Source organism: Nocardioides baekrokdamisoli, assembly GCF_003945325.1.
In the GTDB taxonomy this organism is placed as follows: domain Bacteria; phylum Actinomycetota; class Actinomycetes; order Propionibacteriales; family Nocardioidaceae; genus Nocardioides; species Nocardioides baekrokdamisoli.
Window position 1 is genome coordinate 38,292 of sequence record NZ_AP019307.1, and the last position, 21,223, is coordinate 59,514.

At 63.3% G+C, this 21,223-nt stretch carries 19 protein-coding genes; 12 read left to right on the plus strand and 7 right to left on the minus strand.

Annotated elements, in window-relative coordinates:
• The first annotated feature begins 200 nt into the window (after window positions 1–200).
• The 4 genes from KCTC_RS00185 (at window position 201) to KCTC_RS00200 (ending at window position 5,021) form a co-directional block, all read left to right on the plus strand.
• Window positions 201–605, plus strand: coding sequence for a hypothetical protein (locus KCTC_RS00185; RefSeq protein ID WP_125565628.1), 405 nt, complete (start codon window positions 201–203; stop codon window positions 603–605).
• On the plus strand, window positions 602–2,890 hold the full coding sequence (locus KCTC_RS00190) for a DUF2206 domain-containing protein (protein ID WP_125565630.1): 2,289 nt from the start codon (window positions 602–604) through the stop codon (window positions 2,888–2,890). Before KCTC_RS00185 ends, KCTC_RS00190 begins: the two co-directional genes overlap by 4 nt.
• A gap of 124 nt (window positions 2,891–3,014) precedes the next feature.
• Window positions 3,015–3,773: a hypothetical protein gene (locus tag KCTC_RS00195; protein ID WP_125565632.1), complete on the plus strand. Its 759-nt coding sequence runs from the start codon at window positions 3,015–3,017 to the stop codon at window positions 3,771–3,773.
• Window positions 3,774–3,800: 27 nt separating this feature from the next.
• Window positions 3,801–5,021, plus strand: coding sequence for an ATP-grasp domain-containing protein (locus tag KCTC_RS00200; protein ID WP_125565635.1), 1,221 nt, complete (start codon window positions 3,801–3,803; stop codon window positions 5,019–5,021).
• Between the two features lie 361 nt (window positions 5,022–5,382).
• Here the strand turns inward: KCTC_RS00200 and KCTC_RS00205 are convergent, their stop codons facing one another.
• The 5 genes from KCTC_RS00205 to KCTC_RS00225 form a co-directional block, all read right to left on the minus strand.
• A complete protein-coding gene (locus KCTC_RS00205; protein ID WP_125565637.1) occupies window positions 5,383–5,679 on the minus strand; it encodes a hypothetical protein in 297 nt (98 codons plus the stop codon).
• A complete protein-coding gene (locus KCTC_RS00210; protein ID WP_125565639.1) occupies window positions 5,676–7,151 on the minus strand; it encodes a hypothetical protein in 1,476 nt (491 codons plus the stop codon). The genes KCTC_RS00205 and KCTC_RS00210 overlap by 4 nt, the downstream gene beginning before the upstream one ends.
• 280 nt (window positions 7,152–7,431) lie before the next feature.
• Window positions 7,432–8,775 carry a tyrosine-type recombinase/integrase gene (locus KCTC_RS00215; RefSeq protein WP_125565641.1) on the minus strand — a complete coding sequence of 448 codons (1,344 nt, stop codon included), beginning with the start codon at window positions 8,773–8,775 and terminating at the stop codon, window positions 7,432–7,434.
• Between the two features lie 18 nt (window positions 8,776–8,793).
• Entirely contained in the window at window positions 8,794–9,006 is a 213-nt protein-coding gene (locus tag KCTC_RS00220; protein WP_197715216.1) for a helix-turn-helix transcriptional regulator, read from the minus strand.
• A gap of 387 nt (window positions 9,007–9,393) precedes the next feature.
• The gene (locus KCTC_RS00225; RefSeq protein WP_125565644.1) at window positions 9,394–11,049 is read right to left on the minus strand and encodes a hypothetical protein; all 1,656 of its coding nucleotides are present in this window, start codon (window positions 11,047–11,049) and stop codon (window positions 9,394–9,396) included.
• 437 nt (window positions 11,050–11,486) lie between these two features.
• Between KCTC_RS00225 and KCTC_RS00230 the strand changes: the two genes are divergently transcribed.
• The 5 genes from KCTC_RS00230 (at window position 11,487) to KCTC_RS15225 (ending at window position 15,911) form a co-directional block, all read left to right on the plus strand.
• Window positions 11,487–12,287 (plus strand): UbiA prenyltransferase family protein, encoded by an 801-nt coding sequence (locus KCTC_RS00230; protein ID WP_164512413.1) that lies wholly within the window; start codon window positions 11,487–11,489, stop codon window positions 12,285–12,287.
• An 87-nt stretch (window positions 12,288–12,374) separates the two neighbouring features.
• Entirely contained in the window at window positions 12,375–13,361 is a 987-nt protein-coding gene (locus KCTC_RS00235; protein ID WP_125565648.1) for a sensor histidine kinase, read from the plus strand.
• Between the two features lie 2 nt (window positions 13,362–13,363).
• Window positions 13,364–14,011 carry a response regulator transcription factor gene (locus tag KCTC_RS00240; RefSeq protein ID WP_125565650.1) on the plus strand — a complete coding sequence of 216 codons (648 nt, stop codon included), beginning with the start codon at window positions 13,364–13,366 and terminating at the stop codon, window positions 14,009–14,011.
• 1,152 nt (window positions 14,012–15,163) lie between these two features.
• Entirely contained in the window at window positions 15,164–15,316 is a 153-nt protein-coding gene (locus tag KCTC_RS14585) for a hypothetical protein (RefSeq protein ID WP_164512414.1), read from the plus strand.
• Window positions 15,317–15,557: 241 nt separating this feature from the next.
• Window positions 15,558–15,911 (plus strand): helix-turn-helix transcriptional regulator, encoded by a 354-nt coding sequence (locus KCTC_RS15225; protein WP_125565652.1) that lies wholly within the window; start codon window positions 15,558–15,560, stop codon window positions 15,909–15,911.
• Window positions 15,912–16,012: 101 nt separating this feature from the next.
• Here KCTC_RS15225 and KCTC_RS00250 read toward each other — a convergent pair whose 3' ends face one another.
• On the minus strand, window positions 16,013–18,142 hold the full coding sequence (locus tag KCTC_RS00250) for a hypothetical protein (RefSeq protein ID WP_125565654.1): 2,130 nt from the start codon (window positions 18,140–18,142) through the stop codon (window positions 16,013–16,015).
• 318 nt (window positions 18,143–18,460) lie between these two features.
• Between KCTC_RS00250 and KCTC_RS00255 the strand changes: the two genes are divergently transcribed.
• On the plus strand, window positions 18,461–18,934 hold the full coding sequence (locus KCTC_RS00255; RefSeq protein ID WP_125565656.1) for a hypothetical protein: 474 nt from the start codon (window positions 18,461–18,463) through the stop codon (window positions 18,932–18,934).
• A 167-nt stretch (window positions 18,935–19,101) separates the two neighbouring features.
• Here the strand turns inward: KCTC_RS00255 and KCTC_RS00260 are convergent, their stop codons facing one another.
• Window positions 19,102–19,320 carry a helix-turn-helix domain-containing protein gene (locus KCTC_RS00260; RefSeq protein WP_197715217.1) on the minus strand — a complete coding sequence of 73 codons (219 nt, stop codon included), beginning with the start codon at window positions 19,318–19,320 and terminating at the stop codon, window positions 19,102–19,104.
• Window positions 19,321–19,550: 230 nt separating this feature from the next.
• Between KCTC_RS00260 and KCTC_RS00265 the strand changes: the two genes are divergently transcribed.
• Entirely contained in the window at window positions 19,551–19,871 is a 321-nt protein-coding gene (locus tag KCTC_RS00265; protein ID WP_125565660.1) for a hypothetical protein, read from the plus strand.
• Between the two features lie 280 nt (window positions 19,872–20,151).
• Window positions 20,152–20,670, plus strand: coding sequence for a hypothetical protein (locus KCTC_RS00270; RefSeq protein WP_125565662.1), 519 nt, complete (start codon window positions 20,152–20,154; stop codon window positions 20,668–20,670).
• The last annotated feature ends 553 nt before the right edge of the window (window positions 20,671–21,223 follow it).

A 21,223-nucleotide genomic window follows, 5' to 3' on the forward strand; every position in this document is an offset into this window, starting at 1 on the left:
TCGGCCTTGGCTCTCGGTCCGTCTTGCTCCGCAGAGCCGTCGATCCGCCCGCTGACCACGCCACGCTGCCCGAGCCTCCAGATGTCGAAGCGCTGCCGCCGGTTGCGTGTCCGGAAGGACGTTCCGTGCGTCGGTTGACTCGTGGCCGCACTTCGGGGCGACGGAGACCCGAGGACGCGGAGCGAGATTTTCTGCCTGCCGTGCTGATCGGATTGGCATGCACCGCGCTGGTCCTGGGGCTCGGCGCCGTCGCCTCGCCGTGGGTGAGGCACCAACTGTCCCTGTCGTTCACGCACGAGCCGGTGTCGTACGTCGAGTTGTCGTTCAGCACCGATGAGGTCGCTCAGGCTTGTCATCCCGCTCGTGCGCGCGCCGTGGTGTCGTTCTCCGTCACCTCCCATGGCGACATCTCTGGTGACCTCTCCTACGTCGTCGGGGTGACCGACACGCACGGCACCCTGATCCAGAGGCACTCCACCGTGCTGGTCATGCCGGGCGTACCGGCGACGGCGACGACGCGGATCGCCGTCGGGTCGGGCTCGTACGACGTGTCCGTCTCGTTGGGGCGCTCCCACCTCGGAGTCCATTGCGGGGCTCGACGATGAGCAGGGGAACTCGGCGGCAGACCCGGCACCGGACTCAAACCGGGCGCCCCGCTGACGCACTCGTTGTCGCCATCGCCCTCGTGGTGATCGGGCACTGTGTCGTTGCGCTGGATGTCGCCGTCCCGGTCGTACGACCCGTGATCGGCCTCGTCGTGCTGATGGGCGTGCCCATGTGGGCCGTCGCCGGAGCTCTCCGCGGACCTGAAGCCACCGCCCGTTGGCTGTACGCGCTCGGCTTGGCCGTGCTCGGGTCGATGGTTCTCGGGCTGGCCATGAACGAACTCCTCCCGCTGGTCGGCATCGACGACCCGTTGCGAGCGCACTGGTTGGCAGTGCCGTCGACGGTCATTGATGTCGGGCTCCTCATCTGGCGTCGCGATGCCGTCCGTTGGCGGGTCCGGCGACCGAGGCTCGACGGCTTGACCGCACTGGCGCTCCTCGGCCTGGTGCTCGCCGTCGTCGGGGCGATCCGCCTGAACAACGGGGCCGACAGTGCCGTGGCCGTATGCGCCCTCGCGCTGGCGGGCGCTGCGCTGGGCGGGCTGTTCCTGCGTACGCGGAGCGACACCCCCAGGGACGCTCGCGTGCTGTACCTCGTGAGTCTGACGCTGTTGCTGGCAACCTCACTGCGTGGTTGGTACACGACGGGTCACGACATCCAGAAGGAGTATCTGGTCTTCCAGTTGACCTTCGATCCGGGTCGCTGGCAGATGTCGAATTTTCCGGACCCCTACAACGCGTGCCTGAGTCTGAACGTCCTGCCCACGGTCTTCGCTGACTTCACCGGCATCTCCGGTCCGCTGCTCGCCAAGACGGTGCCGCAGTTGATCTTCGCGGCGTTGCCGGTCGTCCTCTTCCTGCTGAGCGTCCGGCTGGTCCGACGTAGCGCTGCACTGCTCGGCACGCTCGTCACCATCACCTTCCCGACCTTCGCGGTCGACATGCCGTACATGGTTCGTCAGGAGGTCGCGTTCCTGTTCCTCGCGTTGCTCTTCCTGGCCGGGACCGAGACGGCCTGCTCGGTGCGGTGGAGCCGTAGGGCAGTCACGCTGGCCGTCCTGGGCGTTGTCCTGTCGCACTACAGCACCAGTTATCTGATGGTGATCACGCTGGGGATGGGCTGGGCACTCTGGCACGCGCTGCGCATGCTCCTGCGCCGGCTCGGACAGGATCCGCCTGAGGACCCTCCGCGCATGCTCTCCTTCGGACCGTTCGCTGTGGCCGCGGTTGCCGTCATGGTGTGGGTGGGGCCGCTCACCCACACCGGAGGACATCTCGGCACGGTGCTCGGCGATGCCGCCGGTGGGCTGGTGGGGTCGTCGTCCACGTCCGTCTCCTCGGATCTGGCGGCCACCATCATTCCGATCGCCACCGAAGCACCACAGACTCGTCTGGACCACTACTCGAAGACGCAGCTAGAACTGGCCCAGCCCGAGCGTGCTGCCGGCGAGTTGCTCCCCGTCACCCACGCCCAGGCGTACCCGCGGATGGCTCCGAACGTGACTCGATCCTCGACGCCCGTGGGACGGGCGCTGGATGCGATGGCCGTTCCGGCCGCGACCGTGAACGGCATCTTCCAGTCGATCTTCGGCAAGGCGATCCAGCTGGCCTTGCTGCTCGGCCTCCTGATCGTCCTGAAGGACCGGGGGACCCGCGGCTGGTTCACGATCGAGTATCAAGTGCTCAGCCTGGCAACGTTCGTCGCGCTGGCTCTGGCCACCGTGGTCCCCGGACTGTCCGTCGAGTACGGCATCTATCGGGCGTTCCAACAGGCCCTGTTCGTCCTCGCGCCGGTGGTGGCCGTGGGTTGCTGGGCGATCTTCCGGCGACTGGGGCCGGCCGTGCGCCCGCTGTTGGTCGCCGGCTACATCGCGTACTTCTCGACGATGACGGGCGTCCTCGGTGCGACACTCGGCGTCGGCCTGCCTCAGATTCACCTCGACAACACCGGCGACTACTTCACGACCTATTACGGCACGGACCAGGATGCTGTCGCAGCGCGCTGGACCGCCGCGCAGTATCCGTCCACGGTCGTTGTCGGCGAGTACGCCGGCTCGCGGCTGATGCAGTTCCTGCCGGGTGTCACGCTCGACCGGGATCGGCTCTATCCGGGCAGGGTTCCGCGTACCGGATGGATCTTCCTCGACTCCGACATCGTGGACCACGGCATCAGCGTCTCGTCGGTCGCCGGCGGTGACCGCGCGACGTACGTGTATCCCGCTGAGCTCGTGCGGGCGCATCGCAATCTGGTGTACAGCAACGGTTCCGACGAGGTCTATCGCTGAGGGTGAAAGTCAGGGTGAATCCGCTCGCTTCGCCTTCCCCTCGGCTGTGCGTAGTGCTCGAATGGTGTGCTGCAGCCTTGGCGACTCGCCGATGGTGTGGCACGGGGGAAGGTGGATCGCGTTGATGAGCTACGAGGAGTACGTCTCGGAGACCCGGGCGAAGAGCGTGGTCACGTCTGACCCTCTGAGCGAGGGCACCGTGGCATCGCTGGCCAGGGAGCTGCGCACCACGTACGCACTTCGCGCCGACCTCGAGAGCGAGTTGGCTCAGGCCGCGGCCGCTCGTCGGGAATCGGCCGCGCAGGCCGATGTCACGATCTCGCAGGCCCAGACTGTCGCGAACTCGCTCGTGTCGATCGCCACCGATGAGGCGGCACAGATCCGACGTGACGCGCAGACGCAGGCGCAGGCGATCCGCGAGGCCGCCGAGCGCGATGCTGAGGTGATCCTGGAGAGCGCCTTCGAAGCGGCTTCAGCCGCCAACGCTGCCCGGATCAGTGGACTTGAGCGGGTCGCAACGGAGCTGCGGCGTTCGATGGAGTCGACCTTCAACTCGTTGGACCGGATCGAGGGCGAACTGGCGGCTGAGTCGGATGCCGTCGTCGCGCCGGAGCCGGAGGCCGACAGGGCCCAGCTGGCCGTCGCTGACGTCGCCACGGCCGAGGTCGTCAAGAGCAAGGTCGCCGAGACTGAGGTTGCCGATACCGAGCAGGTCAGCACCGCGGTCGTCGCGATTGAGGCCCCGAACACACACGCGACCCTCGCCGAAGAGGACCACAACCTGGATGTTCCCGAGCGGCTGGTCGATCGTCGACACAAGCGCCTCGGTCCCGTCGAGCGGGACAGCGATGTACTGACGCGCCAGCGCGGGTGGCGCAAGTAGCGCTCGGATTGCGCTGACGGAGACTCGATGTCGAACGACCAACGCGATGTCGCCGTCGGTGTAGAGGCTGTGACGTCCTGGACCGGCGTTCCCGCCGGCGCCACACAGACCGCGGGCTGCGGCGGTGTGCCCACATTCTGGTTCGCGTCCAACGGCGAGCACGGACCCTTCGACCAGCTCGCCACGGCGCTGCGACGACGCGGCTATCGCGTCGTTCGGCTCGTCCCGACCCAGGCCTCCGTCTCGGTGAGGCTGGCTGACCGGCTCATCTATCACCGGACGGTGACGATCGAGGAGTTCGTCAGGGGGACTGCTGGGCCGTTCGCCGACGAGGAGACCCTCGACGTCCAGTGGTACGAGAGTGTCGTTCTCCGGATACCGGATGAGGCGATCGACCGCTTCCCGGCGCACATCGCCGACCGGTTGCGGCACCGCAGGTTGCTCTGCGACAAACTCGCTGTCGCTCGACTTCTTGAATCGGCGGGGGTTCCCGTCGCGCCGCATCTCGCCGCTTCCACGCACACCGACGCCGACGCCATCGCCTTGCTTGGCCTGCCGCTGATGGTCAAGGCCGCGATCAGCTCCGGATCACAGGGGGTGATCGAGGCTGCGACTGCCGACCAGGTCGCGCAGGCCGTTGCAGATCTCGGTGTCGCTCGGGATCACGTCTTCTTCCAGCCCTTCCTGCCAGGGTCGGTGCTCAACTACGACGCCGTGGTGGGCGCCGACCTCATCCCGCTCGCGGAGGCTGCCGTTCGGCAGGTACGACCAGCGGACAGCCCGCGTCGTACTGGACTCGAGATCGTCGACGATCCGGAGCTGCTGGCGTACGGGCGCAGGGTGTGCGCTGCCATCGGAGTCGTAGGCCCGGTCGACCTGGATGTGATCCGCGGTGAGGACGGCCCGATGCTCATCGACGTGAATCCCCGTCCGTGGGGCACGATGATGTCGCTGAGCGGTGCCGGAGTGAACTTCGACGCGCACTACTTGACGGCGGTCGGCGTCGAGACTCCCGACGGTGGACTCGCGAAGGTCGGGGCCGTCGTGGGGGTCTTCCCCGACGTGGTCGCGTACGTGCTGACGACCCGCGGCGTGCTTGCTGCAGTCCGCACCTTCGTTGAGGCAGCGGCCGCCATTGGGCGGCGCACGGGGTTCCGGTATCTCGTCCACACACTCGCGATGAGAGTGATCTGGCGCCTCTCACCGGCCGCTGCGGCTGCTGAGGCGCGAGCCTTCGGCGGTCAGTGACACGCATCTGACCCAACGCAGAACGTCCCCCGGCGCCCCCTAAGGCACCGAGGGACGTGTCCGCGAGTCAGTCCACGATCAGATGTCGTAGTACAGATGTCACTCCAAGCGTCTCCGCAGGTCAGACGCACGGCCTGGTGCTACTGGGCGGACGAGTTCTAACAAATGTCTAACAACTCCACGGGTTCGATCAGATGAGTCGCTTCGTGAATCCTGCGCGAGGCATAGGTGTCAATGAGGGTGAGTCGCACGGCCAGTAGCCAAGTCAGGGCGTCTCGACACCGGCCGAAGGTGACTTCGATCCACGCTCTTGAGGCAGGGCTTCTCGGACCCAGATTCAGGAGAGGTGCCGTCGGGTTAGCTACGCGTCCGGTTGGCTCGGTCCTTGCGCAGGCTTGATCTCTTCGGCAGCGTCTGTGTCCGCGCTGAGAGCGCCCACATTGACGGCAATCGTGACCAACTCGTCGTCCGTAACCTTGTTCCTTGCGCGCCGGTAGCCAGCGGTCCGGTCTGCAGAGGTTCCGTCGGTCTCGAATATGTGGGACTCGATCAAGATTGAGAGTCGGGGGAGTTCGAAGGTGTCATCACTCGGGGCAGCACTGTCTTCGTCCGAATCAGTAGCCTTCTTGTGGCGCGGCACGATGTCTGCGAGTGTCATCGACCCCTTCTTCCTGACGTAATCGAGACTACGCCGGTTGTCAAGACCCTTTTGTGGTTTGTGAGCGTCGAACGCAGTTTCCACCAGCACCAGAGCGCCACGATGCCGTAGAAGCCAATGATGATTAGACCAATGACTGTATATGGAACGCTTGAGCCGAACGCTTGTACTTCGTAGCCCTTTTTGGGCAGTGCCCACCAGCTGCTGTATGCGAACGCCAAGAGTGTTAGAGCGAGAGTGGCAGCCCGTGCCTGAATCGTGGCCTGACCTCGGTTGCTTGGATGTGCGAACGTAAGGACGGGGGCAAGCGATCCTCCGATCGCCAACACAATGAGGGTCCCGCCTGTTCCTGTGAAGAACCCAAGACTTCTACCAACTGCCAGACCGACCGCCAGGATCAGTCCCATCGCTGCTGCTAGAAACGGGCCGAGCATCGCTCCCAGCGGAAACTCTGCCCACTCGATGTAGAGGGACGGCTCACCCTCGATCGCGACCCCGTTCTCGATGTATGTGTGAGAGAAGGGGGTCGGCGCTGGTGCGTGAAGCCAAGCCGCACCTGCGATAGGTGGCGTGGAGTGTGGCGTGATTCGCGGGAGCCGCCTCGATTTCGTTCCCTTTGATGGCGGCTCCTTGACTGCGACGCTGACTGCGCGAGCGTAGGTTCCTGGCGGTGCCTCTACCTTGACGTGGTAGTTCTTCGTCCACTTCGACAACGGCACCTCGACGGTGCAGGTCACAGGGTCGTCATTGAGGAGGCGTAACAGGAATCCGGTGCGTCGCCGTTCCGAGGGATCATCGGACTCAATCGGTCTCGACGGTTCACGAGTCGTCCACGTCAATGTGCACTCGTTCGGACCCTTTGGCCAGATTTCGGCGATGATCAGGTAGGCGTCTGCGAGATGGCGGCAAAGAGACGCGAACGACTGGACCATGGTCGGGTCAGCCGGACTTGTATAGCTTGCGGCAGGGGCCCACACATCGGCGCCGTCATCGAATAGGCGGGCTAAGGCTTGATGCGCGCGAGTCGTATTGCCGCTGACCAACAGGAGGAAGTCTGGCTCTGACCGCTTCATGTCGGCCACGAATTCAGACTGGGATCCGTATGTTAGAGCCGCCTGAAGCCGGATGAGCTGGAGCGCCGTCTCGATGTGCTGTTGGTGGGTCATGAGCGTGACGGGGCCAGCATCGCTGGCGACATCACCGAGTGTGAGCAGCGAGCCCTTGGATCGCGAAGCGAACGGGATACGCAGCGCCTGACTTCTCGGCTCCGCGGCCGGGTCAAAGAGGCCGGGATCGGGGTGCACCCTCATGGTCGCAGTCCGGTCCAGTTCGTCCCATCCGTAGGTGATTTCCTCATGGATCGACGCCACATGCTCGCTCTGGAACAGCAGCACGCCGAGGGTAGTGAGGAGCGAGGCGGTCTCTATCGATCTCGCTACTTTGAGTTGATTGTCCTCGGTCTGTCCTGTCACGAGTACCTCCTCGCACGCTAGACCCGGTGTCCGGCGGCCTGTTCGACGGCAACTTCTGCTAGCTGGTGGCTGAGGGTAGCGATACATCGAAGGAGGGATTGGTAACGAAACGAGGAATGCTCGAATATGAGCCAAAGGGTGCAGCCTCCGTACACCGCGTTCGAGTCGCCTGACGTTCGACATCACATCGCGTTAGCGTCGCCAACTGTAAAGACGTCCTTGGGTGCACCACGGTCGTCGGCGCTGCTGCTTTCTCCGCAGCGTGGGCTGGTCCACATGCCTAAGGTGCCGCATCCCCGCGCAAACCGTGGTTGCGTATGCGGCGAGCTTCGTAAGCGCGATCTAGTGCACTCTTGGTGGAGTCGTCCGCGCCAGGCATCAGATGGGTATAGACGCGAAGCGTGAACCCAGGGTCCGAATGCCCTAGACGCTCGGACACTTCGCGGATCGAGACTCCTCCTGCGAGCAGTGTCGACGCGTAATGATGACGAAGCGCGTGCATCCCGTGGTCTCGCCTGGCCTCGATGCCGGCGGCCGTGACTGCGGGCTTCCAGATGTAGTCGTTGATGTAGTTCTTGTTCAGTGCCTTGTGCTCGCGCGAGGTAAGGATCAGCTTGACGGTGACTAGCGTTCCGTCTTTGATCCCGCTGTCTCCTCTGGGATCCGACCACGGCAATGTCACATCGACCGGCGGGAACTCGGCCAGGTACGCAGCCAACTCATCTCGCAGGTAGTTGGGAACTGGGACCTCGCGCGTCTTGCCGAACTTCGGGGGAGCGAAGTGCAACTTGGAACCCACCATCAGAACTTGGCGTTGTATGTGAACGGTGCCCTTGAACCAGTTGATGTCGGTTGTCGCCAAGCCGAACATTTCTCCCTGACGCACGCCGAGTCCACCGCCGATGGCTGCGAAGGGCCTGTACCTCGGCACCAGCTTCGATTCGATGGCGTCCACTTGTTCGCCGGTCCAGGGCACGACCTTCCTGTGCTCGACCTTGGGCCTCTCGCTCTTCAGCGAGGGTGCCGAACAAGGGTTCGATGCGATCCGCTTGTTGTCGACAGCAAAGTTGAGGACCGCGGAGACGTTCGTCAGGACCAATCTCCGGGTGGAATTGGCGCCCGAGAGCCCGTGAAGCCAGCCGGCGATCACTTCTGGGGTAATTGCTGCCAGCGGAAGGTGACCGAGGACGGGGTAGACATGGTTCTTGAACCGGGATTCCATTTGGAGACGTGACGTCGCAGCAAGACGGCGGACCTTCAAGTAGGTCTCCGCATATGTCTGGAACGTGACCTTCCCGGATTGGTGGTCTACGTAGCGCCCTCGAGACTTGTCTGACTCGATGTCGGCCGCCTTCTGTTCGGCGTCTACTTTGCGGTCGAAGCGCAGTGTGCGCTGGCGGTTACGGTCGTCGCGAAACCGAACTTCGTAGCAGAGCTTCCCAATGCCCTGCTCTTGGTGTCGCTTGAAGATTGCATCGGGGTGTTCGGCGCGGACGGAAGTTACGTAGAGGTTCGCGTCTCCCTTCGTGTCGAACTTCTGCACATTGCGGCTTCCAAAGGCGTCGCTCGGAAGGCCCCATGCGACGACGAAGGGGCCGTACTTGATGCGTACAACGCTCGCCATAGTCGGGCAACGTTATCTTCAGGCGGGGCGCGCGAGCACCCAGGCGCGGACACTGGTCGGGAAGAAGCGGAGGTTCTTCCCGACCTTGAACGCTGGCGGGCCAGCATTGCGGTGCCGGAGCCAATACAGAGTGTTGACCGTGATGCCTAGGTAGTTCGCCGTCTCCTCGGCAGTCCACAGGCGTTCGTCTGCGTCGCCCGCTGTTGGGGCGGCTGGCGGTGGGCCGGACACCGGTTCTACCGGACTCGACTGTGGACGCGCTTTTCGTCCACGTGGCACATGCGGAGCCACAACCGGAGGGATTGTGTCGGACATATTGGTTTGGTGTGCGGGTACACGTACGGGGCCGGTGGCACGCGCCGTGCGATCAGGAGACTGGGTCACATCCATACCGGGTCCGGCGGCTGCACGATCCCGCGACGGGGACAACCCGTAGCCCAGCAGATCTGGGCTGGACTACGGAGCAGAGGCGTTGCCTCAACGCACGAGGGAAACCTCCGAGGTTGCCGCACCCTTCTGCGCTCGAAGGATGCAGATAATGCCGGAGGGGGTCGATGAGGTCGCGCTGAGCGATGCCATTGGCCCCGGACGTGGACGGTTCATCTGGCCTTGATGGGCTCAGTTGCGAGTCGTCCGGGGCTTGGGGTAGAGGAGGGCGAGCATGGTTCCGCGGGTGTTGTCCGGTCGGACGAGGGCGTAGTGGTGGGCCTTAGCCCACGCTTCGGTTGCCTGCGTGTCGGGGTAGCGACCTTCGAGGTTGTAGAACCAAACGCGATGGTGCGGGCCGGCTGCCAGCGCCGCTCGGTCAAGTGCGGCGGCAATGGATGCGCTTGTACCGCAGAGCGGGTAGCCAGGGAGGCCAGCGGTTCCGTCGACTGTTTCGGGGCACAGGTCCATAGTGGTCGGCCCGTTGACCAGGTAGGCCCTGAACTTCTGCTGGGTGTGGATCGAGCGAACGATGCGAACCGGTCCACCCCAGTAGTAGCCAATGGCCCAGGTCGAATCCACGTTGGCCAGGATGGCGTCCCCGGGCTGGTATCCGGCTTTGATGGAGGCAACGTCGGCCGCGGTTGGTTGCTGAGGGACCGAGTGTTGGCGACCGTCGCGTAAATGCCAGATCGCAACGCACCCGACTAGGAGGACCGGCAGCCAGACCCCGCCGCTGCTGGCGCGGATGCGTGAGACCCAGTACGCAGTCCCAATCGCAACAGTCACGGCGTAAGCAACCGCGGCGAAGGTCATGGTGCGCTCATCAAACATCGGGTACTGCTTCATCGCGGACAGGCAACCGATTTCGAGGAGCAGCATCGGGAGAAAGGCGCCCGTCGCTGGCTGCCCAAGTCTCGCCAAGGCGATCGCAGAGGCAATCAACAGGGGGACCGCGATGACAGCCGGACCGACGCCTACGGAAGCGAACCACGCTGGCGCGAGCCCCCAGAACCAATGCCACGTCGCGACGGGGCCCTGGGACACCGGCAGGAACCAGTTGGTCCAGTAGTGCCGAAGCCCAGGGATGTTGCCATTCGCGTAGAACTCGAAGTAGACGAAGGCAACCAGCAGGGCGGATGTGACGCCAACGGCAAAGATCTGCCGGAGGCGCTGCCAATCTCGCTGGATAAGTGCTGCCGCGCCGAGAGATGCCAGCCCTGCAACCAGCGCGAGCGCCGCGGGATTCGCGAACATGAACAGCGCGACGCCCGCTGCGGCGAGAATGCTCAAGCTCCGCCACCCCGGACGCCTCTCCGTTCGGGCGGTCAAGGCCAGGATGAGCAGTACGCAGAATGCATCACACGTGTATTGCTTGAGGTCATTCCGCACCAGCGCTGCCGGCGAGACCAACGCCAGCACGCCGGCGGAAACTGCGGCGATGCGCGCTGTAGTGACGCTGCGCCATGGCAGCGATCGGGCGTACCAATACGCCACCAGGACGACGAGGGCAGAGAAGGCCAGCGGGATCATTCGAGCTGAGTGCGGCACGGACGACGGAGCCAGGCGCAGGAGAAGGTCCCAGCCGATAGGAGTCGAGGCGATTACGCCCTGAACGTTATGAAGCGGCGCCTTGATCGAGATTGCAACCCAGGCCTCGTCATTCCAATAAGGAGTGCGCAACATGTAGGCAACGTCATGGACCGCAAGAACGAGCGCCGCGAGGACTGCAGATAGTGCGATGTCGACAGCAGTCACGTCGAGAGTGCGTTGCGGTCGTATCCAGCCCGCCAGCCGCCGCGGATTGGGTACGTCGGTCGGCCCCACACGCCGCTGCATGGTGGTCACCGTCGACGATCTCCCCGATTCAAATCGGCGCCGCCAGACCTTTCGTTGGTTGCGCCGCCTTCAAAGATGCCGAGCGAAGGGTGCAAGTGGCGTGCGCTGTTGGGCTCATCAGTGGCTCAACTTCACGGAGAGATGAGCCGATACACCTCCTCGGAAGCAGCTGACGCGACCGCGGGCACGGGGCAGCTGTGGCCCGCAAGTGGATTGTTCGCCGCGGCGCTGAGGACCGTGTAGCGAACGCCCTGGAAGATTTGCGCATTGGCCAGAAGATGTAGACGGATCTGCATCTAAGGGCAGTCGGTGTCGATGCCATTTGGCTGAAGAGACGGATCCGGCCTCGCGCCGATCGTCGCCTCGTGGGGATTGGGGTTACGGGTCATCTAGCCCGTTCGGCACGTCGGTATATGTCGGCGTATTGGAGAGAGGCGCGGCCAGCAGTGCAGTTGGTGTTCCTGCTGCGGTTCGCAGCGGCGGCGGCGGCACTCCATCAACCCAGGCTTCGAGCCGCCGAGGGAGGTGTTGGCTGGGTGCTGGTCACTGCGGCGTTCTATGTGCTCAACGGCGTCTCCGACGTCGCGGGGGACAGGGCCAACGGTTCAACCCGCCCACTTGCTTCAGGCTTGCTTAGCGTGCGGGGTGCCGTGGCTGGATTGATCCTCTTGGGGCTTCTCGGCGTCGCTGCGTGCTTTGGTGCTGGTCTGATGTGCGGCGAGCTTGCTTGTGTACTCGCAGTTCTCGGCGTCTGTTACTCGATTGGACCGAGGTTGAAAGAAAACGCGTTCGCCGCAGCACTGACGATCGGCGGCGGCGCGGGCCTTACATACGTGGCCGGGTGGTCCCTTAATGGCGCGCCGTCAGCGGCGCACGTGGAGTTTGCGGGGGTCCTTTCGTTCTGGATCGCCGTAGCGTGTGCGACCAAGGACTTCTCTGACGTTGAGGGCGATCGGCTCGCGGGCCGTCATACGGTCGCAACCATGCTTGGTGTGAAGGGAGCGTCCCATCTGGTCTCTCTCTTGAGCGCCGGCGCATCGGGGGCGCTGCTGCTCACCTCCTGGCTTGCTCACTTCGAGATCGTGCCGGCGCTGCTGGTCGTCCTGGGATCTTGGGTGCTCCCGTCTGCTGGCTCCCGAGCCGCTCGTTCCACCGGCCGGCGACCGAAGCGCTCGGCCTACCGGGTATACATGGCCACGCAGTACGCGGCGAATGGCTCGATGATCGTGTTGGGATCCGCCGCGTGATGAACATGTGCGTTCGGGGGCGCGTCGGGAGGAGCGGTGGCGGCGGTGTCAGTCTCAGGGGACCCGTGGAGCAGCGCTCGCGGCAGGATGGCCGAGGACTATCTCGATCAACTTTCAAAGCGGGGCAGTCCGTTGACAATGGCCGGTGACGCAGTGCTGGACCAGTTGAGGGAACAGTTTCTGAGCGTTCTAGACGAAGCGGCTGGCGTCGTCCACGACAGCGATCGGCCCATCTCCACGACTATCGGTCGCGACCGAGCGGCAAATGGGATTCACCCCTCGGAATCGTTGGCAGCTGCACACGTCATCTTTGTGGCTGCGCTCCCAGACTTATCAAAGCATTTCGCCGCCGAAGGTCATTCCAACCCGACCGAGATGGCAGCGACACGTCTCAGTGAAGTGATTCTCAGACGAATGGCCGTTGCTGCGAAGGCCTACGTCGAGTACCTCCTCGAGAAAGCCGCGACGGCACACGCTGACGAAGCTCGACGGCTCTCGCGTGAACTTCACGACGCTGTAGGACCTACGGTCGCTGTTGGGCTCCAAAACCTGGACCTGATCGCGCACTACCTCGAATCCGATCCAACGAAGGTCGGGGAGAAGATCCAGGCTGGTCGCGAAGCCATGCTTGAGGCGATTACCCTCGTCCGCAATCTTTCGGCCGAGACGAGATTGTCCGTGGCACCGGAAGAGCTGGCGCTGACTCTGAATGGCTACCTTTCAACGCTTGGGGCCGGTATTCGGGTGGGGCTGAACCATGACGTCGACCTCAGCAGGGTGCCGGCTCACTACGCCCGGGAGATCTTCCTCATTGTTCGCGAGGCTGTTCGGAACGCGGTCAAACACGGTGCGCCCAGCGAGGTGACGATCGATCTGCTGGTCGTCGGACCGACCTTTACTGGTGTGGTCACGGATGACGGGGTTGGTTTCGACACAACTGTGCCGACGCAGAGCGGGACCGGTCTGGCGTCGATGCATGAACGCGCTGCGTTGATCGGCGGGACCATCAACATCGAGAGCGAACCGAGCCAGACCCGTGTGGTGCTGTCAGTGCCGCTACCGATCGGAGACTAGAAGTGACCATTCAGGTAGTCGTTGCTGATGACCACAAGATGTTCAGGGCGGGCGTCATCGAACTCTTGCATACCTTTGACGACCTCGAGGTGGTAGGTCAGGCGTCGACTGGGGTGGAGACGTTGGCTCTGGTCCAAGACCTACAGCCTGACGTCCTGTTGCTCGACCTGGATATGCCCGACACGGTTTCAACAGGATTTGAGAGCGTTACCACAGCTGTAGCCGTAAGAACCGCGAGCCCGGGAACCAAGGTCGTCGTGTTGACGATGCACGATGACGCGGACCTTGTGCGGAAACTCATCCACGCAGGCGTCAGCAGCTACCTGGTGAAGAGCGCCGGTCGCGAGGAACTGTACGCAGCGATAGCGGCGGCCGCCCGCGATGAGAACTCCGTCATGGTCAGCGTTTCGCGGGCGACGGCCACCGCACTGTCGTCCGGACTTACGGAGGGGCCGAGCATTCTCACGGCACGCGAACACGATGTCCTGCAGTGTTTGGCGCGTGGCGGAACCAACCGCAGCATCGGACGCGAACTGCATCTGGCTGAGGCAACAATCAAGCGCCACCTGGCCACCATCTACAACAAACTGGACGCCCATACCCGCCTCGAGGTCGTTCGCAAGGCGCATGCGCTTGGCCTCCTCAGTTAGAGGTCCAGTCCAATTGTTGCGGCTGGCTGCTCGAGCATGATCCTCAAGACTTGAGCCGCTGGCTCCGGGCGTCGCCCCGAGGCGGATGACCTGTCTCTGGTCCAGAATGAGGTGCCTCCGGCAGGGGCATGTGCTTAGTCGCCACTGAGGCGTAACTCAGGCACGGCGACCGCACTCTCCGCGAGCTGGCAGCCGGGAGACGAGAAGCACCGCCGCTTCATCGCCTCTCTCAGGGGCCCTGCCTGTACGTCCGTTCACTCGCTGCCGGTGAGCGCGGCAGATGTTCCGGGAACTTGAACAGCGTTGGGTAGCGGTCTGACGCGCTTGACTCGCCTGCCTCCCGACAGTCTGCCTCGGCGTCAGCGTGGAGCAGTTGGGTGGACAGATCGCCATTGCATCGATCGTAATGATCGTCACTGACAAGGTTCCGGCCCGTTGGGCACCCTTAGATCGGCCAACCCGTGACGTCGGGACCGAATTCGCTTATTGCGGTGAAGCACCGGTTGCAGAAGGCGACGATGAGCGGCTCGCAGTCCCAACATCCCGGTGACCGAACGTTCTCGCAGTGGCTGCAATGCCTGGCGCGACCCGTGATCGTGGTCAGCCACTCCGCGGGTCGAAGACAAGGTGCTGCTTCAGGCGGTGTTACGGCCCAGGTCGGATCCCACATGCAGTTCCCGAAGATGACTGCGTTGCATCGCAGCCTGGACGGATCGTCGTCGGCCCGCTCGATGACGGCAACCGCGGACTCCAGTTCCTTGACGAAGTCGTCGAGTGTGCCGTGGGAGGGGAGTGGCCGTGCGGCGGTCGTGAAGCAGCAGCACTGGGCCACGACCCGGGGCTCGGGCGAGGTCATCGAAGTCTCCAATCGAAATATTGCTACTCATAGTCAACGTTCCGGTTCGATGCGGATCCGTCCGTGTTCAAGTCGTCACATTTCGGTGGCCGCACTCCTGCCGCCGCGTGCGTGTGGCGACGTGGACACGGTCGCGGTCGCGTTTGCGCATGGTCTAGGGCATGACGGAAGCGCGACGGTGGCGGCATGTTGGTCGCATGGAAGACCCGACCCCACTAGCTCTGCGACTCCGCCCCGGAGTAATCAGCACCGTCTGTAAAGACATGGGGATCAGCCGGCATCGGTTGGCAAGGCGAATGGACGTCCACGCGGAGACCCTGAGGCGGGCCGACAGTGGGGAGACCGGGAGTATCTCTGGCCGGTTCATCGCCTCGCTCATGACGGTGACCGACAAGGAATTCGACGAACTGTTCGAAATCGTCGAAGAGGGCTGGGAGCTCGCAGAGTAGGACGGTGCGGTGCCCCGCATTCGCGCGGTCGCATTCCCGTGGGCGGATGGACGCGTGCAATTAGGCACGCCGATTGCGCTCTAGAAATCCGTCTGTGAATTCGAACCAAGCCAACTGCGCAGGAGAGCGGACCGTCCGCTGCGCGTCATGCAATGCGAGCCCCGACGTCATCTTGTTGTGGACGCGTCCGCGCCCGTGTGAGACGACGGCGTCGGCGGGCACACGTACGGGACATTCGTCTATGGGGACCAGGGACGAGCACATATCGGCGACTTCGGATGGTGATGAACTGCTCCTCAGGCCTGTCGGTGAGCATGAGGCTGCGGAGTTGCTCGGACTCTCGCGCGAGACGCTAATGGCCTGGCGGTCCCGTCGGCCTGGTTACGGCCCACCGTACGTAAAGATGGGGAAGAGTGTCCGGTACCGCCGCAAGGATCTTCTCGACTGGATGGAGGCCAGAGTGGACCGGGGCGAACGCACGACGGTCCGGATACCGACCCGAGGCGTTGCGCGGCCGCCGGCTCAGACCGCTGGAGCAACGGGACGGACTGGGCCAACGCCACGGCGGAAGAGAGTGCTGACCGCGCCGCCGTAGTAGCAGGCGGATGACATCTGATCAGGGTTTGCTTCAGTCAGAACCGCGGAGACCGACCAGCAGGTGGAGCCACCGCAGACCTCTAGGGGCTGCGGAGGGGCTTACAAGAACGGATTCCGCCTCCGGCGCGGATGCCAAGTTTCGCCACGGGGACGACCGCGGTGTTGTTCCAGGCGGCGCCTGAGTTCTTCTTGTGGGGTTTGAGCCTTGGCGGTTTCAGGTCGGGCGACCCTGGTGAAATCGCCGTCGCCCAGGCGAGTCGCGCGCTGGCTCCAGATGTGGTTCAGCCTTTGCTCCACGGGCTTCGCGGAAGTAACGGAGTCCAGGCCGACGTCGCTCAGGACATCCTTGAGGACTTCAGCGATTGTGGGGGAGATGGACTCCATCTGCTCGGCGATCTCAGCGGCGATCAATTCGCAGACGAAGTCGATCGCGGCGCCGCGGGCAGTGGAGATTGCCGTTTCTGGGTCTGCATCCACCTGCAGCGAGGAGAGCAACTGTCGTGCGCTGCTCCAACGAGAGGATGCCTTCGTGTGGGCGTACTCCCCAAGCGCTGTGTTCAGCGGGCGCAGGCGCCTCCACCCGGCGTCTTCAAGCCAGTCGCGCGGGGTCGTCTGCTCTCGTTCTTCCAATCGGGCGGCCTTCTCGGGCTTTAGGCGCCAGACTCGCAGCCTGGCGGTCTGTTCAAGGAGGCATCGCAGAACGCTCATTGCGCGATCGTCGTCCTCCAGCCACAGCCAATAGGCGGAGCGCACACCAGAACCCAGGAGGCTCGCGGCTGCGCTGGATGGCACATTCTCGTGCCACGCTCCGACAAGAGAGGTCGCTTCTCCGAGGAGGATCCATTGAGCGATGCGGCCGCCGAAATTGAGTTCGCTGAAACCTTCGCCGATGACGCTTCGCTCGTACTCCATAGCGTCAAGCGCGGTGGAGATGCTGCGTGAGCGGTGCCACCCGAAAGCAATGGTCAGGTATTCGTTGTCCCGCCACATTCGGCCGGCTGGTTTGCGGCCTCGAACCGTGGCTTCGTAGAGGTCCGCCAACGTGTCGGCGCTTGCGATCGCCTCGGCAGAAAGCCCCTCCATCGGAACCAACGGGGCGAGCACAGATAGTGGTGGGTACGCCAGTTTCCTCGTGGATTCTTCAGAAACCGTCCGCTTCTCGAGCAGGGCAGGAGGGTTGCGGTCGTCAACGGTCTCGAAGGCTTGTTCGTCACGTTCCTTCTGAGCGTTGGCGTCGTCAGTCTGATAGCCGAGGTCTCGCAGCATCGCCTTTGTGACGCGAAGGCGGTGCTTGGTTGTGTCGAAGTCTGCGCTGGAATACCAGTCCAAGCTGCCCTTTAGGAGTGCTACGTCGTTCAGATCTCCGCGGGCCAGCGCCATCGCCGCAGCACCAGTTCGAACTTGACGAAGACAGAGCGTGATCGCATCTGTGACCGCCTCGACTGCCACATGCAACGAGTCCGGCCACGCATGACCTTCCAGCATCCCGAGAGCATCCCAACCGAGGGCATTTGGATCCCAGCGTGCATGCATAAGTTCGCTGAGAATCTTGTACGTGAGGGGCGGACAGATTTCTCGACCATCAGTCGTTTGGACGTGCTCGTGATCGAACTTTGGCTCTTCTCCGGAGGTGCCACCCTCTGACAAGGGTTCGACGTCAACCGGTGTTGACCAGTCCTCGTGAAAGGTTTCGGTGCTACTCCAGACGCGCGCAATGAAGTCGAGGGTGGACTCGCCTTCGTTCTGGGACATGGACGCGTTGTGCGCACGGTGCATCAGCCACCGTTCAAGTTGATTGCGCGCGACCGTGGCTGCACCAACGATCTGGCCGCACATCAAGAGGCGGGTCGTCGCGACGGCGCTGTCTACGCCCCACAGAAGGTGATCGGGCCACTCTCCGTAGTAACTGCAAGGGGGCCGGGTGGAAGATGCGCCGGCGCTGAGCAAGGTCGGGGTTAGGTGCACAATCGGGACTAGGGCGCCAAGGAGGAATTCCTGTTCGATAGGCGACGGACGTCTGATCCGGCCCATGCGCGCGGTGTGACGCGCAATCAGAGCCTCCTCGAGACGCTTCTTACCTAGCTTGGCGACCCTCTCGTAGCCAACGATGGTCTGGGGCACCCGTTGGCCGCGCGCGTCGATCTTTTTGGTGTGCCGGAGCTTCTCCTTGTCGGTCAGTCCGCGTGTACCTTGGCGACGATCGAACTTGCGCTTACTGGCCTTACCCACCCTGAATCCTCTCGTCAGCACGGTGGCGGTTGCGTGCTATGTGAGCGGTCCGCGATCGCGGTCACTCGATGTCGGGCATCAAGTTTGCGGGATGCCGATGCGCATGTTCTATCGAATTCTTTCCGTGGCATCTACCGGTTGCGGGGGCGGACTGGGCCGGCGCCTCGCCGCAGGGGAGTGCTCTCCGCCCCCGTTGTAGCAGTTAGATGACATCTGATCAGGGTTTGCTTCAGTCAGACCAGGCGACGCCGACTTCCACTGGTGGAAAAATTTCCTGCTCGGTCGCGGAAACTACAAATGCCCGGACTCTGGTTTGGCATGAGCGAAAATCTGCCATTCAAGTCCCTGTCCCTGACCGCCCTCACCGGTGGCGCTTGCCGCATGTTCGATCGTTGGTGTGGCGTCGTAGCGATGGCTGTTGAGGGCCTCCTTCAGAAGCTTGCCTTCCGCGTCTCCCTTGCGTGCTCCCTTACGGCGAGCGTCTTCAAGCCTGAAATCCGGCAACATCTCCGCGATGTCGGTGTGCTTCTTTCCCGGGGGGCCCGCCGCGAGGAAAGGGCTGAGAAGCGGGCATGGGCCGCAGAGCTTGACAACCGTCAGAATTGCCGGCGCGTGCCTGCGGTTCTCAACGAGTGGGACGCCGCCGCCTATCTCGGCCTTCGTCCGTGGGTGCTCATGCGCCTGCGTCGGGCCGGACGGGGGCCGACCTACTTCCGGGCTGACAGGTGGACGTTCTGTCGCTACGCCGTCGAAGAACTCGACAATTGGAAAGCGGCCCGGGCGGGGGAGTGAGTGGGCCGTGGGTAGGTTCAGTGTGCGCCCTGGCGGCGGCCCCATTTGAACCTGCGGCCCCCTGACACCCAGTCAAGTTGAAACTCAAGTTTCCCGCTCAGCCTTGACCTCGAGGACCATTTCGAGCGCTTCGGTGGACTGTCGCAAGCGATCCTGCGCCCTGCGACTCAGAACAGATCCTGCGGTTGAACGTCAAGCGCGACTGCAACCCGCCAGATGTTGTCGAGGCTGATGTTTCGTTCGCCTCGCTCGACGCCGCCGACGTAGGTCCTGTCGAGGCCAGCTGTGTGACCGAGTGCTTCTTGCGAGAGCCCATGCTCGAGACGGAGTGATCGAACCTTGGCTCCGAAGGCTCGGCGACGCTGGAGAGCGAGTTCGTCGGGCACGCCCAAACGCTTCCGCGACGCTGACTATGAGTCGACGGACTATGAGTAGCATCTGGTCGTCATGGTCCGAGCCTCGCTCAGATATTTCGAACGGGGGATGAGCGCTCGGTTCGTCAACTGCGAGTGGGGGAGACCTGCGGCGAGTGAATTTGGAAGGGTTGACGCGGTGGCAGTAGTCAGTTCTGGGCATCGTTTGCCGGTCAACTTGAAGGCCATGAAGGGTTATCGAAATGACGAATCAAGAGATCACGAACGTGTCGACGTCCGAGTGCCCGGGATGGTGCAACGCGCACGCTCCGGGGCTGGACTCAAAGGAGCCCTACCTGCACATCCGCTCGTGGCCCAGCGGAGTCGTCGTCAGCGAGTACTGGGAGCAATGCGAGCTCGACCGGTGGGCCATGACCGAGCGCGGCATCCAGATTGAAGGCCTCCATCGGGATCGCGGCCCCCTCGATCGGAGCCGTGCTGCGGACGTTTCGCACGATCTGTTGGAAGCGATTGAGCTGCTCGACTCGATCGGCGGCTTCTATGCCCTGGGAGATGCAGGGTGAGGCCGTCTACCAGACTGCTGCAGCACTCCTACGAGGAGGTTCTGGCGGTCTTCACCAAGTACGGCGGCAGTGATCCACACGTCTAAGGATCGGTGGCTCGGCGCGCCGACACCGACGACAGTGACATCGACTTCTTCGCGACCTTCGAGACGAACGAGCCGTGGGGTGGTGGCAGATACGAGGTCGAATACGAACTCCAGCGACTCCTGGATGCCGTATCGGGGTCCAGGACTCCAACATCCAACACAACAATCGCAACGGCCATCGGGTGCGACGCGACATGGTCAGCCTCGCTACGCTCTACACGCCTGAATTCCACAACCTTCCGCCGTCGCACCCCGTCGAGTGGACCGATGGCCCTCGGGCCGAGCTCGAGCGGCAGTTCGGTTGGCGACTCGTCGACCATCTCGAGCTCATCGTCTACTGGTGCGACGAACTCGCCGACATCGTTGAGGACGCTCGTGAATACGACCTCGAGGGTCGGCAGGAGGTGGCCACCCTCAGCATGCGGACCGTCCTGGGGAACATTGGGTACTTCTGCCACGAACTGGGCCTCGTACCACTTCAGTTCGCGCGATGGGACGGACGTGAGCGAGCGGCGGGTAACCGCGTCCCGGGCGCCTTCGTTGCTGGCTGGAGGACCTGGGCGATGTGGGACTGGCGTGGTAGCGCCGACCCGCACTTCCAACCAACCGACGATCCTCGCCAAGTCCGTCTTTGGGCGACAGAGAAGGCGCCAAGGTTGCGCGCGCATTTGTTCGGCATCCTCGACGACCGGCCCTTCGGAGGGCTCGGATGAAGCAGGCTGAGCTGATCGAAGGACGCAAGTACGCCTACCGGTCGTGACTGGGTGACCCTCTGCTGCCAGTCACGTTCCTCGGGCCTTGTCGGCAGCGCCGATGCCGGGTGCGTTCGGCGCGTGCCACCCGCTCCATCGCGAGGCGCTCTGCGTCTGTAATGTCGCGGTCCCGCCAGATATTGCTCAACCCGGCGCGCAACTCACCAGTCGATCGCTATTCGGTAGTGCTGAACCATCTTGAGCGACTTAGCACAACGAGATCGAGTGCGGCGCCGACACCGAAGGAGAAGGACACCAACAGGAACCCTTGGCTGCCGTGCCCCACCAAGTAGCACAACGCGATGGATATGCCGGCGTACCCAAACACTGACGCAACGAATCGTGCGGTCGGTATTCGACGAAATCCTGCCGCGGTCAACAAAATTCCAAAAACGAGCCACAAAACTTCCACGCATAAACCAACAATTGGCACAGTCACCCAAGTCAGGACCATGAGCGCGTAGATCGACCCGCCGAAGTAGAACCACAACCCGATACCGTGCAAAGTAACTGC

Coding starts and splice junctions, on each gene's coding strand:
- KCTC_RS00265 (WP_125565660.1), top strand. CDS start 19,551: ATGACGAATCAAGAGATCACGAACGTGTCGACGTCCGAGTGCCCGGGA.
- KCTC_RS00255 (WP_125565656.1), top strand. CDS start 18,461: ATGAGCGAAAATCTGCCATTCAAGTCCCTGTCCCTGACCGCCCTCACC.
- KCTC_RS00205 (WP_125565637.1), bottom strand. CDS start 5,679: ATGACACTCGCAGACATCGTGCCGCGCCACAAGAAGGCTACTGATTCG.
- KCTC_RS00235 (WP_125565648.1), top strand. CDS start 12,375: ATGGCCGAGGACTATCTCGATCAACTTTCAAAGCGGGGCAGTCCGTTG.
- KCTC_RS15225 (WP_125565652.1), top strand. CDS start 15,558: ATGGGGACCAGGGACGAGCACATATCGGCGACTTCGGATGGTGATGAA.
- KCTC_RS00195 (WP_125565632.1), top strand. CDS start 3,015: ATGAGCTACGAGGAGTACGTCTCGGAGACCCGGGCGAAGAGCGTGGTC.
- KCTC_RS14585 (WP_164512414.1), top strand. CDS start 15,164: ATGGACGTCCACGCGGAGACCCTGAGGCGGGCCGACAGTGGGGAGACC.
- KCTC_RS00190 (WP_125565630.1), top strand. CDS start 602: ATGAGCAGGGGAACTCGGCGGCAGACCCGGCACCGGACTCAAACCGGG.
- KCTC_RS00270 (WP_125565662.1), top strand. CDS start 20,152: ATGGTCAGCCTCGCTACGCTCTACACGCCTGAATTCCACAACCTTCCG.
- KCTC_RS00215 (WP_125565641.1), bottom strand. CDS start 8,775: ATGGCGAGCGTTGTACGCATCAAGTACGGCCCCTTCGTCGTCGCATGG.
- KCTC_RS00200 (WP_125565635.1), top strand. CDS start 3,801: ATGTCGAACGACCAACGCGATGTCGCCGTCGGTGTAGAGGCTGTGACG.